Raw genomic sequence first — 12,568 nt, forward strand, 5'->3', positions numbered from 1 at the left:
CAGCGGTTTTAGCAGCAGGTTTTGCAGCCGGCTTGGCGGCGGCGGGTTTGGCAGCGGCTGGTTTCGCGGCTGGCTTAGCAGCAGCAGTTTTGGCAGCGGCAGGTTTTGCAGCCGGCTTGGCAGCGGCAACCTTGGCCGGAGCGGCAGGCTTGGCGGCGCGGGTGGACAGGGCCTTGGTCACGGCCTCTTTCACACGGCCAACACCTTGCGCCAGTTTCAGGCTCTCTTGCGCATCGCGCTTGAGTTGCAGGATGTAGGTACGGGTTTCGGACTGGCTGGCTTTCAGCTTGTCGAGCAGCTCTTCCAGTTCCCCCACTGCGCTCTTGGCCTTGGCTTGTGCCTTGGCTTTTCCGGCAGTAGCGGCTTCCTGCAATTTGGTGCGGGACTTGTGCAGTTTTTCCTGTGCTTTACCGCGTTGCTTTTCCAGTTTGGCGAGCAGTTTTTCAGCATCAGCCAAGGCTTGGGAACAAGCGTTTTCCAAATGCTCGAGCAGGCTGCCCGACAACTGTTGGAGTAAGTGCAACGGAGTATTTACAGGCTTCTTGGTGGCCGACATGGTTTACCTCCTGGCTGACGTGAGTGCGGCTCATACTAGCCCTCTGTGACTACCGCCGCTAGGGCATGTTGACAGTATCGAATGGCTGGCGTTGCATGCTGCAAAAAATGTTCTTCGGGATCATCGGACGAACACAGAAATCGCCGATAAAATTCCCCTCGCACAGGCGATATTTCGTCGTGTTTTTCCGGACCGCGTCCCCACTCTTTTTCGCGTTCCACCACCCGCTTCGAGCACACCGCAATCGGCGGTTTTTCAGGGCGCCGCGAGTTCTCCAACAACCGTCGCGCAGCACTGGCATAATCCTTCGGATCTCAGGTCGGAGAGTCCCCATGTCGCGTTATCTACTGCTGTCGTTGTGTCTTGTCTTGCCACTGGCCCATGCCGCGCCAGAAGAAAAAACCGACGATGCCCATGACCTCGCCTACAGCCTCGGCGCCAGTCTCGGCGAACGCTTGCGCCAGGAAGTTCCGGACCTGCAACTCAAGGCACTGGTCGAAGGTTTGCAGCAGGCTTACCAGGGCAAGCCGCTGGCCCTGAAGGACGAACGCATCGAGCAGGTCCTGGCCGCTCACGAAGCCCGGGCCGCCGAGGAAGCGGCAAAACCGCAAAGCGAGATTGCCCTCGAAGCCGAGAAGAAATTCCTCGCCGAGGAAAAAGCCAAACCGGGTGTCCGAGAACTGGCCGACGGCATCCTCGTGACCGAACTGACACCGGGCACCGGTGCAAAAGTGGCTGCCAATGGCCGGGTGCAAGTGCGGTATGTGGGCCACCTGCCCAATGGCACGGTGTTCGACCAGAACAGCCAACCGCAATGGTTTCGCCTGGACAGCGTGATCGATGGCTGGCGCAGTGCGCTGCCGCAGATGCCGGTGGGGGCGAAGTGGCGTCTGGTGCTGCCTTCGGCACAAGCCTATGGCGCGGATGGCGCGGGTGACCTGATCGCCCCGTATACGCCGCTGGTGTTCGATATCGAGTTGCTGGGCGTCGCCAGCTGAGCCTGCCCCACAAACGAAAAACGGCGCGCCATGCGCACCGTTTCAGTGGAGAATCGCTACACCTCAGGCCTGGGCGACCGCCTCTTCCTTGTGTGCGGTGTGCAGCACTTCGATCAGGCAGTCCTCGAGTTCGAAGCGTTCATGCAGCAGGCCACCGAGCTCCTTGAACTTCTCCGCCACGCATTTGCCGGCGTCGCACAGGTCGTTGAAGGCCAGCAGTTTTTCGGTGATCACATCGATACGGGGATAGATCGTCTCGGCCAGTTCCAGCCCGCGCTTGTCGCCGAATGCCTTGGCCTCGCCGGTCAGCTGTTCGTAGATTTCGAAGTGACCGGCCGACACGTAGTCCACCAGGACCCCGCAGAACTCCTGCAGCGGCTGGCGATTGTCCGCCAGGGCTCCGGGCTCGGCACCGAGAGCATCATAAGCCCGTACCAGTTCGTGACGCGCCTGCAACCAGCGGTCGATCAGCAGATGCACTCCACCCCAGCGTTCCTGAGCATTCTGACAACTTTCGAGCATGGTGATCTCTTCCCTTCTGGGTCATGCCGCCCGACACCTCGTACACGCCGAGGATCCTGACTTGGCCAAACAGAACAACCTATTTGCGATAACACGTGCGGGCCAGATTATGCCCGCACGACACCTGCTTCAAGGTACGCAGGAGATAAAGTTCATACAAGTGTTTAATCCGGAGGGCGACTACCGGTTGCTTCACGCGCGGCGTTCAGCGCCGGTGGCCGGGCCAACTATCTGATAGATCGCCAGAATACTCATGCCGACAAAGGCCAGCAGGCTCCACTCGGGCAGACTCAGGTCGAACAGGGTCCAGTGGATCTGCGCGCACTCGGCGGTCGCCCGGAACATCAGGACCAACGCCTTGAAAGGCGAGACCTGTTGCATCAGGCAATGCAGGCCGGGCTGGCAGATCATCAGTTCCTCTATCGGCACCCGCTGCAGCAGGACCTGCCGGGCCGCGGTCGCCGCCCCCGCCAGGACGAACAGCAACCCCAGCGCACCATAGACCCAACGACCGATGCGCGCCGGCCCGTGCAAGGCGCCCACCAGGCTGACCAGGCAGAAGCCGCCGAGGAACAGGCGCTGCATCACGCACAGCGAGCACGGCTCCAGCCCGACTCCATACTCCAGGTACAACGATGCCCCCATGACCAGGGCCGCTGCCAGAAAAGCCAGGGAGAACAGAGAACGTGAGCGGGCCAAGAACATGGCTTTTCCGTAACAGGAGAGACAGGCAGTTACGGTAGAGGAAAGGCCTTGGCCCTTTCAAGGCGGGCCGCAGCAGATAATTCCTCAAGCCTGTAGGGAATTACCGACAGACATCCTATGAAACCATTAAGTAGCGAGTAGGATTTCGGTATCAGAGCATTACAGGGAAATAGGCCGGGGGCCTGAGACGGGTCGCCCATCACGGACCACCCGCCCCGATCTCGCCTAGGCGCTCACCGGTACCGGCAGCGGCAACGCGAGCAAGCGTTCGTCCAGCAGGCCAAGACCTTCCTGGAACAGTTGGTTGCTGCGCTCGGTATCTCCCAACTGGGCCAGCAGCCTGGCCAGTTCGGCACAGGCTTCCGGGTTGCGCTGTACCCGCAGGCTCCCTTCCAGATAATCGCGAGCCTTGCCCCACAGGCTGTTCTGCAGGCACAGGCGCCCCAGTGTCAGCAACAGGCTGGCATCCGCCGGATGGTCCTTGAGCCAGCCCTCGGCGGTCTGCAGCTGGCGAGCCGGATCGCGCCCGCGCAGCAGCCCGTAGAGGCGCGCCAGATGGCTGTCGTACTGACGCTTGAGCGCCGCGCGCAAGACCTCCTCGGCCTGCACCTCGGCCCCCAGCCGGCGCAGTTGCTCGGCATAAGCCAGCACCAGTTGCGGCTCCTGCCGCTGAGCCGCGGACAATTGCTGCCAGGCCCGCTCCAGCGACTGCAGGCCGGCCTCGCCATCCTCTTCACGACGCGCCGCCAGACCGAGGTTTTCGCCCCACGCGCGCCGCTCCAGTTCGACCAGCTCGCTTTGCGGCAACGCCTTGTCCTTGCGCAGTTCCGGCAGCAGCCGGACCACCGCCGACCAGTCGCCCCGCTGCTGATGCAGCCGTTGCAACTGGCGCAGCACCTGGACACTGTGGGGATGCAGCTCATGCATGGCCTGCAGCGTACCCAAAGCACCCTCGGTATCGCCACGGTCCACTTGCAACTGCGCGTGACTCAGCGCAATCGCCAGCTCGGCCTGCGGCTGGCGCGTCAGGGCGCGTTCCAGCAGGCTGTCGCACTCTTCATATTTACCCTGCTCATTGGCCGCACGCGCCGCGCCGAGGTAATAAAGCAGCGGCTGGCGCTCAGCCTCGGCAGCCCGATGCAGGTGTTTCTGGGCACTGGCCCAGCGACCTTCGGCGAGATCCATCTGGCCTTGTTCGATGGCCAGCTGGATCCGCCGGCTACGGTTGCGCCGGGACCAGGGGTTGGCCGCCGAACTCGACGCCGTGACCAGGCCGACGAGGAACCTGAGCAGTCGATAGGCCAGCCACAGCACCAGCAGCACGGCCAGGAATGCCCACAGGCTGGATTCGTAACGGAAGCTGTCATAGGCGATCAGGACGTAGCCGGCATGCCTGGAAATCGCGAAGCCCAGCAGACCTACCGCGACGATGACCAGCAGTGCAATCGCGATAAACCGTTTCATGGACTGGTCTCCTGCGCCGGGTTGGCACTACCGCTCACCGGCGTGTCGGCTTCCACGTGGCGCCGCTCGAGATAGGCCTGGACGGCACCGAGGGTCGCAGCCAGGTCCGGGGTCAGCACTGTCACCGGTTTGCGGCTCAGTTCGCTGAGCTGCTCGACCATGACCTTGCTCTGCGGGTTGTCCGGATTGAAGCTGCCGGTCAACACATCGCGAGCTTCCGTCAGCGCCTGGGTGTAAACCCCCGCCTGGCCGTTCAGGGCCGCCCATTGCGCCTGCTCCAGCGCCAGGCTCAAGGCCAGGCGGACCTGGGTCAGGCTCTGCCCGGCGAGCAACGGCCGGATGTTCTTGTTGGCGTTGAAGTCGATACGGATATAACGCGAGATCTCGTCCCACCACTGCGCCCAGCGACTGGCGCCGTCGCCATCGGAGGTCAGGCCCAGCAGGGAGTCGCCGCGGTCCTTGTACTCCGGTGCCAGTTCGTTGAGCTGCGCGACCTGGTCACGCAAGGCGCCCAGTTGCAGGAACAGTCCGGTGCGATCCGGCTGCTCGGTACTGCGCAGCGCTGCCAGGCTCTTGGCCAATTGTTCGCGGGCGGCAAAGGAGCCCGGGTCGTTCTGTTCACGCAGGATATCGTCGGCACCCTGCACCAGGGCCAGGGCACTGGTGATGTCCTGCAACGCCGACAGGCGCAGCGTGGCCAGGCGCAACAGGTGCTCGGCCTCGGCCAGGCGCCAGTCCTTGCGGCTGGCGCCCAGCACGCTTTCCAGACGCTGGCCCAGGCGCTGCTGATCGCCCTGCAACTGCGCCACCAGGCGCCGGCGGTCCTCCAGTTCGGCGGCACCCGGCAGTTGGTCCAGGCGCGCGGCCAACTGCTGTTCGCTCAGCTTGAGCGACTGCGCCTGGTTGCCCAGTTCCTGCAGTTGCCCGCCCTGCTGCTGGTGATTGGCCTGCAGGTTGCGCACCTGCCAGACACCCCAGCCGCCCGCGGCCACACCGGCGGCACCCAGCAGCAACGCCAGGATCGCCAGACCATTGCCACGGCGCTCGACAGGCGCCACCGGCGGTTTGACCGGCGCCTCGGGCACCGGTTGAGCTTCTTCTTTTGGCAAGGCTGTTTCGCTCACGTATCCATCCTTTGCATTCAGAAAGCGGGTACGGGGAACTCCCGTAGCGCCGCCAGCAAAGCCGTGGCGTTGGCACCACGACAATCCACAACATGTTGAGCCCCGGCGGCACGAGCCATCTGCGCCACCCGGGGGCTTGGAACAAACAACGGCAACCGGGCCACTTCCGGCCAGGCCGCGCCCGCCAACTGCCGCAGGTGTTCAAAACCCTGCCCACTGCTGACCACCAGCCCGTTCAGGCGTTCCGCGCGAATCTGCCCGATCAGGGTGCCCTCGGCATACGCCGGCAGGCAGCGACGATAGAGTTCCAGATAGTCGACACTAGCACCTTGGCCGCGTAAACGCTCAGCCAGGAGCTCGCGCCCGCCCTCTCCGCGCAGGATCAGCACGCGGGGATCGGGCTGTGCCAGGGCCTCCTGCAAGGCCGGCAGGTCGAGCAAGGCCTCGCTGTCATCGCCATCGGCCGGATAGTCCACCCGCAGGCCGTAGTCGTCCAGCAAGCGGGCCGTCGCGGCACCGACGGTGAACCAGGGCAGCAGCGGCGGCTGCGGCCAGTACTGGTCCACCAGGTCCAGTCCCAGGCGCGCGGCCGGCTTGCTGACGACAATCGCCGCCGAATAGAAAGGCAGGTTGAGAATCTTCGTCAGCCCGGCACCATCGACCACCAGCGGCTCGATTTCCAGCAGCGGCAAGGCACTGCTGAAGATCCCGGCCTCGGCCAGTACCGCCGACAGCGCGGTCGACTCATCCGTCGGCCGCGTGAGCAGCAGACGCCAGCCGGTCATTCCTCGCCGGCCTCGCCATAGACGGCCTTGAGAATGACGTCCGCGCCCTGCCCCAGCAGATCCTCGGCCACCCGCACGCCCAGCGCCCGGGCATCCGCTTGCGGAGCGCGTGCTTCGGCGCTCAGCAGCAGGCCGCCGCTGGGCTGGCCGACCAGGCCACGCAGCCAGACCTGCTCGCCTTCGAGCACGGCGTAACAGGCGATCGGCACCTGGCAGCCACCGTTGAGGTGCTTGTTCAGGGCCCGCTCGGCGGTGACCCGTACGGCGGTGTCGGCGTGATGCAGGGGGGCGAGCAGTGCATGGATCTCGCTGTCGGCGCTGCGGCACTCGATACCGACCGCGCCCTGGCCACCGGCCGGCAGGCTGTCCTCGACGCTGATGGCCGAGGTGATACGGTCTTCGAAACCGAGGCGGATCAGCCCCGCGGCCGCCAGGATGATTGCGTCGTACTCGCCGGCATCGAGCTTGGCCAGGCGAGTGTTGACGTTGCCGCGCAGGAAACGGATCTGCAGGTCGGGACGGCGGGTCAGCAGTTGCGCCTGGCGGCGCAGGCTCGACGTGCCGACCACCGCGCCCGGCGGCAACGCATCCAGGCTGGCATGGGTATTGGAGACGAAGGCATCGCGGGGATCTTCACGCTCGCAGATGCAGAACAGGCCGAGCCCCTCGGGGAAATCCATCGGCACGTCCTTCATCGAGTGCACGGCGATATCCGCCTCGTGCTCGAGCAGTGCGGTTTCCAGCTCCTTGACGAACAAACCCTTGCCGCCGATCTTCGACAGCGGCGAGTCGAGCAGCTTGTCGCCGCGACTGACCATCGGTACCAGGGTCACCTTCAACCCCGGGTGAGCCTGTTCCAGGCGGGCCTTGACGTATTCGGCCTGCCAAAGGGCCAGCGCGCTCTTACGGGTGGCGATGCGGATTTCGCGAGAAGACATGGATCGATCCGTACTGAATAGATACGGCAGATAATAACAGTTCAGCCCGGCCAGCTTTGACTTGTATCAGAAAGTCCGCAGCCTCCCTGGCCTGGAACAGCGGACGGACAAACCTCGGGGCCTGTGACAAGCCCCGGATCAGAGCTGCTGCATCATCTTGCGCACACCGGCGACATGGCGCCGGCTGACGATCAGCGCATCGCCGTTGAGGCCCTTGAGGAACAACTGGAAGTGCCCCAGGGGCGTGCGCTGCAGGCGTTCGATGCGTTCGCGGGCCACCAGCGCATTGCGGTGGATACGCACGAAGCGGTCGCCGAACTCGTCTTCCAGGGCCTTCAGCGGCTCGTCGAGCAGGACTTCGCCGCCTTCGTGGCGCAAGGTCACGTACTTGTGATCCGCGATGAAATAGATCACCTGGTCGAGGGGAATCAGTTCGATCCCCTTGCGGGTCCGCGCACTGATATGGGTACGCGGTCCGGCGCCGGTTTCCGCGGCCGGGCGGGTCAGCGCGGCCAGTTGCACGCGGTTGGGCCGCTCGGCCTTCTTCAGGGCCTCGAGCAGATGCTCGGAACGCACCGGCTTGACCAGATAACCCACGGCGCTGACCTGGAACGCCTCCAGGGCAAACTCGTCATGGGCGGTGCAGAACACCACCGCCGGCGGCGTTTCGCGCTCGCACAGGCGCGCGGCCACCTGCAGGCCATCCAGGCCCGGCATGCGGATATCGAGCAAGACGACATCCGGCTTGAGGCTGTCGATCAGGGCCAATGCCTCTTCGCCATTGGTGGCGCTGGGCTCCAGGACACTGTAACCCTCGAGTTCGCCAACCAAACGGCTCAGGCGCTCGCGGGCCAGGGGTTCGTCATCAACGATCAGGACATTCATATTGCGCTGGATTCCTGCGTGAGTCTCGCACAAGGATAGCGTAGACAGGTGAAGTGACGTCCGTCACGGCGATCCACGCTAAGACTAGCGCGAGGCCCAAAAAGTGCCGTAAGTCGGGCACCAATGTTCACCAGCGCCAGTTGAGTACCGCTCGACACCTGCTGCTGGGCAGCATCGTCGTAGGGATTGCTGATACACAATATGAACTCTCCCTCTTTATAGTCGGCTTCGACTCTGACCACCCCGCCTTCGACCCGCGGCGCGATTCCATAGATCAGAGCGTTTTCCAGCAATGGTTGCAAGGTTAGTTGCGGGATCGGCAAATCGTCCGGAATTGTCCCCACCCTCCAGTCCAACTGTAGACGGTTGCCAAGCCGATAGTGTTCGATCGACAAATATCGTTGCGCTAATTCCAGCTCGTCGCGCCACGACACCAGGTTCCCCGGCTTGGCGAGACTGGCCCGGAACAGGTCCGACAGATCCAGCACCGCCTGCTCGGCCTGCCTCGGGTCGGTCGCCACCAGGCTGGCAATGCTGTTCAGGCTGTTGAACAGGAAGTGCGGCCTGATCCTCGCCTGCAACGCCTCGAGCCGCGCCTGCAACTCCGCCTGCTGCTGGCGCCGCCACTGACTCTGCAGGTAAAAGTAGCGCAACATCAGCGCCGACATGATGAGACTGATCAAGCCATGGCGCAGATAACGGCCGAAACTGCCGGCGTCGACCTGCCGCTCGACAAGGGAAAGGTACTCGGTCAGGGCGGTGCAGATCAGCGTCAGGCCGACCACCAGGGCACAGCACAAGGCACCCGCCACCCCGGGACGCAGGCGCGCCAGCCAGGACCGGGCGCCACACAGCACCGCCGCCGAGAGCAGCACGATCCACTGCACGTACAGCGAGGTCAGCGCCAGGCGCACCCAGTCGAAACCGGCGGGCATCGGCTCGGACAGCACCAGCACCATCACCAGCAACTCGGCCAATATCACCAGCACCAGCAGCGCTTCTGGCAGGCAGAGCTCCGGCAGGAAGAATTCCGGTGTCGCCGGCGCATCACGCGCCACCTTCGTTCGTGAGATTGGCATACGGGGCGTATTCCCGAAACGAGAGACCCAGTCTCCGCGCCTGCGCTGCCGGCGACAAGCCACCCGACCGATTCGGTCGAAATAAAAACCGCGCGACCAGTGTCAGCCCCAGCGGGGGCAACCCTGTTATGATCGGCAACGACTTTTCCGGCAACCCACCTTCAGTAGATCACGAGCGAATCCATGAGCACCGACAAGACCAATCAGTCCTGGGGCGGCCGCTTCAGTGAACCCGTCGACGCCTTCGTCGCACGCTTCACCGCCTCCGTCACGTTCGACCAGCGCCTCTATCGTCACGACATCATGGGCTCCATCGCCCACGCCAGGATGCTGGCCAAGGTCGGCGTGCTGACCGATGCCGAGCGCGACAGCATCGTCGACGGACTGACCACCCTCCAGGGCGAAATCGAGGCCGGCAACTTTGACTGGCGCGTGGACCTGGAAGACGTGCACATGAACATCGAGGCGCGTCTGACCGACCGCATCGGCGTCACCGGCAAGAAGCTGCACACCGGGCGCAGCCGCAACGACCAGGTCGCCACCGATATCCGCCTGTGGCTGCGGGACGAAATCGACCTGATCCTGGCGGAAATCACCCGCCTGCAAAAAGGCCTGCTGGAACAGGCCGAGCGTGAAGCCGGCACTATCATGCCCGGTTTCACCCACCTGCAGACCGCGCAGCCGGTGACCTTCGGCCACCATATGCTGGCCTGGTTCGAAATGCTCAGCCGTGACTACGAGCGCCTGGTGGACTGCCGCAAGCGCACCAACCGCATGCCCCTGGGCAGCGCGGCGCTGGCCGGCACCACCTACCCGATCGACCGCGAATACACCGCCCAGCTGCTGGGCTTCGATGTGGTCGGCGGCAACTCCCTGGACAACGTTTCGGATCGTGACTTCGCCATCGAGTTCTGCTCGGCGGCCAGCATCGCGATGATGCACCTGTCGCGCTTCTCCGAAGAGCTGGTGCTGTGGACCAGCGCGCAGTTCCAGTTCATCGACCTGCCGGACCGCTTCTGCACCGGCAGCTCGATCATGCCCCAGAAGAAGAACCCGGACGTGCCGGAGCTGGTACGCGGCAAGACTGGCCGGGTGTTCGGTGCCCTGATGGGCCTGCTGACCCTGATGAAAGGCCAGCCCCTGGCCTACAACAAGGACAACCAGGAAGACAAGGAACCGCTGTTCGATGCCGCCGATACCCTGCGCGACTCGCTGCGGGCCTTCGCCGACATGATCCCGGCGATCAAGCCCAAGCACGCGATGATGCGCGAGGCGGCACTGCGCGGCTTCTCCACCGCGACCGACCTGGCGGACTACCTGGTGCGTCGTGGCCTGCCGTTCCGTGATTGCCACGAAATCGTCGGCCACGCGGTGAAGTACGGCGTGGAAAGCGGCAAGGACCTGGCGGAAATGAGCCTGGAAGAGCTGCGCAAGTTCAGCGACCAGATCGACCAGGACGTGTTTGCGGTATTGACCCTGGAAGGCTCGGTCAACGCCCGCGATCATATCGGCGGGACCGCGCCGGCACAGGTCAAGGCAGCGGTCGCCCGCGGCCAGGCACTGCTCGCCAGCCGCTGATCCCTGGTGGGAGCCGGCTGGCCGGCGAGGGCGATCGATCAGCCGAGGCCAGGCTTACGGGCCTCTTCGCTGGCAAGCCAGCTCCCACAAGGTTTGTGCTCGAACCCATGCTCCGCGCTCGACACTCATCCGGTGGGAGCCGGTTTGCCGGCGAAGGCGATCGATCAGCCGAGGCCAGGCTGGCGGGCCTCTTCGCTGGCAAGCCAGCTCCTACAAGGTTTGTGCTCGAACCCATGTTCCGCGCTCGACACTCATCCGGTGGGAGCCGGCTTGCTGGCGATGGCGTCCTGATGAACGCCACAACCTATTTCTTGGCGGCAATCATCGCCATGAACGCCGGCATCGCGGCCTCCTTGTCCGCCGCGATCCGCTGGGCATGCTCCGTCTGCTGCAGACGCTCCAGCAAGGCCTTCGCCTCCGGCATCCCGGCCAACAGATCGATCCCGAACAGCTTCTGGCCGACCGCGCAGGCCAGGTCGACGCTGTAGAGAAAATACAGGTCCGCCACACTCAACTCGTTGCCCGCCACATAAGGGGCGAACCGGCCATGGCGCTTGAGCGAGGCAAAGCCCAGCAACAGCTCGGTGCGGGTCTTTTCCTTGATCGCCTCCGGCACCGGCATGCCAAAGAACGCCTCGGCAAACGAAGCCCGCGCCGGCAGCTCGATGTACAGTTCGATCTCCTTGGCCAGCGCCAGGACCTGGGCACGCCGGAACGGGTCGCTGGGCAACAGCGCCTTGCCGCCCTGGGTGTCGTCGAGGTATTCGAGGATCACGCTGGTTTCGTTGATATAGCCCTGCTCCACGCCCAGCACCGGGACTTTCCCGCGCGGGCTGATTGCCAGGGCCTCCGGCGTCTGTCCGGCGTAGAACGGTACTTCCTCGAACGACAGGCCCTTCTCGAGCAATGCCAGCTTGACCATGTTGTAGTAGTTGCTGACAGCAAATCCATAAAGCTTGAGCATCACAAAGCCTCCAGGCCGTGCGGGGGGTTGGCGGGGGAAGTTATAGTGCACTGGACAAAATTCAACCAGCAGCATCACGGTGATGAATACGGGTAAACTGGCGACCTTTCCTTGAGGAGCCTGCCATGAGCGAGCCAACCGATATCGACAACGACGACGAAGAGTTCGCCGAGAGCACCCTGGTCCAGGCCATCGAAAACCAGATCGAAAGCGACAACCCGCCGGCCGCCAAGGCCACGTTCAACAAGTTGACCCTGGTCGGCTACGAACGCGACGAGATTCTCACCCTCATGGCCCATGTATTGGCGACGGAAATCGACGCGATGCTCGACGATGACCGCGCGTTCGATACCCAGTGGTACGAAGACGCCCTGCGCGCCTTGCCGGAGCTGCCGCCCGAGAAGCAGTGAGCGTTTCAGCAAGGACTGTCTACACTGGAAAAACCCTGTAACAACTGATCCCACGCCTCCAGCACGCCATCCGGCCGCGCGCTCATCCAGCACTGGACAGCCCGCGCAAGTGGGATCACCTTAGGGGCGCTGTCGTCCAATAATTCCTAGAAAGTCTGGAGTCCTTATGTCGTATACCCCTGAGTTGGTTGCCGAACTGGAAATCCTTGCACTGTTCAACCTGGGGAGTTCCCAGGAGGGCCTGAAAATTCATCAGACCGCTGCCCCGACTGCCATCGCCGCCGCCAAACGCCTGTTCGACAAAGAACTGATCACCCAGAGAGACGGTGGTTACCTGACCAGCCTGGGCCGTGACGCCGCCGAACATGCCCAAGGCCTGCTGACCATCCTGAACGTCCGAAAAGAAGCCGCCTGAGTCCGCCCCAGGCCCACGCAATCCTGTGTTTTCACGGGTTGCGCGGGCTGACCGCGGCCACTCATCTGGCAATCTGACATCCATCGACAAATTCAGCTTAAAGCGCGGCCCGCTTAGCCTGTAAACTGCCACCCTTCAGAGATTT

Annotated in this window: 14 protein-coding genes; 4 read left to right on the forward strand and 10 right to left on the reverse strand. The window is 63.7% G+C overall.

The annotated features are described in order from the left end of the window. Window positions 1-556, reverse strand: a 556-nt coding sequence (locus HX881_RS25150; RefSeq protein WP_218171774.1) for an AlgP family protein, incomplete at its 3' end; no start/stop codon positions are given. 332 nt (window positions 557-888) lie between these two features. Between HX881_RS25150 and HX881_RS25155 the strand changes: the two genes are divergently transcribed. Next, the gene (locus tag HX881_RS25155; protein ID WP_177087186.1) at window positions 889-1,554 is read left to right on the forward strand and encodes an FKBP-type peptidyl-prolyl cis-trans isomerase; all 666 of its coding nucleotides are present in this window, start codon (window positions 889-891) and stop codon (window positions 1,552-1,554) included. A gap of 63 nt (window positions 1,555-1,617) precedes the next feature. On the opposite strand, the gene HX881_RS25160 is transcribed toward HX881_RS25155, so the two are convergent. The 8 genes from HX881_RS25160 to HX881_RS25195 all read right to left on the reverse strand — a co-directional run bounded on the left by HX881_RS25160 (window position 1,618) and on the right by HX881_RS25195 (window position 9,056). Further along, window positions 1,618-2,076, reverse strand: a complete 459-nt coding sequence (locus HX881_RS25160) for an Rsd/AlgQ family anti-sigma factor (RefSeq protein WP_017125479.1) — start codon at window positions 2,074-2,076, stop codon at window positions 1,618-1,620. A gap of 192 nt (window positions 2,077-2,268) precedes the next feature. Then, window positions 2,269-2,781, reverse strand: coding sequence for a disulfide bond formation protein B (locus HX881_RS25165; protein WP_017125480.1), 513 nt, complete (start codon window positions 2,779-2,781; stop codon window positions 2,269-2,271). A 225-nt stretch (window positions 2,782-3,006) separates the two neighbouring features. After that, window positions 3,007-4,245, reverse strand: a complete 1,239-nt coding sequence (locus HX881_RS25170; protein WP_017125481.1) for a heme biosynthesis protein HemY — start codon at window positions 4,243-4,245, stop codon at window positions 3,007-3,009. Continuing rightward, the gene (locus HX881_RS25175; RefSeq protein WP_017125482.1) at window positions 4,242-5,369 is read right to left on the reverse strand and encodes a uroporphyrinogen-III C-methyltransferase; all 1,128 of its coding nucleotides are present in this window, start codon (window positions 5,367-5,369) and stop codon (window positions 4,242-4,244) included. Before HX881_RS25175 ends, HX881_RS25170 begins: the two co-directional genes overlap by 4 nt. 17 nt (window positions 5,370-5,386) lie before the next feature. After that, window positions 5,387-6,154, reverse strand: a complete 768-nt coding sequence (locus tag HX881_RS25180) for a uroporphyrinogen-III synthase (RefSeq protein WP_017125483.1) — start codon at window positions 6,152-6,154, stop codon at window positions 5,387-5,389. Beyond that, the gene (hemC, locus tag HX881_RS25185) at window positions 6,151-7,092 is read right to left on the reverse strand and encodes a hydroxymethylbilane synthase (RefSeq protein WP_017125484.1); all 942 of its coding nucleotides are present in this window, start codon (window positions 7,090-7,092) and stop codon (window positions 6,151-6,153) included. Before hemC ends, HX881_RS25180 begins: the two co-directional genes overlap by 4 nt. A 138-nt stretch (window positions 7,093-7,230) precedes the next feature. Then, window positions 7,231-7,977, reverse strand: coding sequence for a LytR/AlgR family response regulator transcription factor (locus HX881_RS25190; protein WP_017125485.1), 747 nt, complete (start codon window positions 7,975-7,977; stop codon window positions 7,231-7,233). Then, complete coding sequence (locus tag HX881_RS25195) at window positions 7,974-9,056, reverse strand: sensor histidine kinase (RefSeq protein ID WP_177087188.1); 1,083 nt, start codon at window positions 9,054-9,056, stop codon at window positions 7,974-7,976. Before HX881_RS25195 ends, HX881_RS25190 begins: the two co-directional genes overlap by 4 nt. A gap of 183 nt (window positions 9,057-9,239) precedes the next feature. Between HX881_RS25195 and argH the strand changes: the two genes are divergently transcribed. Continuing rightward, window positions 9,240-10,634: an argininosuccinate lyase gene (gene argH, locus HX881_RS25200; RefSeq protein ID WP_177087190.1), complete on the forward strand. Its 1,395-nt coding sequence runs from the start codon at window positions 9,240-9,242 to the stop codon at window positions 10,632-10,634. A gap of 304 nt (window positions 10,635-10,938) precedes the next feature. Here the strand turns inward: argH and HX881_RS25205 are convergent, their stop codons facing one another. Then, complete coding sequence (locus tag HX881_RS25205) at window positions 10,939-11,598, reverse strand: glutathione S-transferase family protein (RefSeq protein ID WP_017125488.1); 660 nt, start codon at window positions 11,596-11,598, stop codon at window positions 10,939-10,941. Between the two features lie 125 nt (window positions 11,599-11,723). Here HX881_RS25205 and HX881_RS25210 point away from each other — a divergent pair, with 125 nt between their 5' ends. Continuing rightward, window positions 11,724-12,008 carry a hypothetical protein gene (locus tag HX881_RS25210; RefSeq protein WP_017125489.1) on the forward strand — a complete coding sequence of 95 codons (285 nt, stop codon included), beginning with the start codon at window positions 11,724-11,726 and terminating at the stop codon, window positions 12,006-12,008. A gap of 166 nt (window positions 12,009-12,174) precedes the next feature. Beyond that, entirely contained in the window at window positions 12,175-12,423 is a 249-nt protein-coding gene (locus tag HX881_RS25215; RefSeq protein ID WP_017125490.1) for a TIGR02647 family protein, read from the forward strand. Window positions 12,424-12,568 lie beyond the last annotated feature (145 nt).

It is taken from the genome of Pseudomonas gingeri (genome assembly GCF_013386115.1).
Taxonomy (GTDB): domain Bacteria; phylum Pseudomonadota; class Gammaproteobacteria; order Pseudomonadales; family Pseudomonadaceae; genus Aquipseudomonas; species Aquipseudomonas gingeri.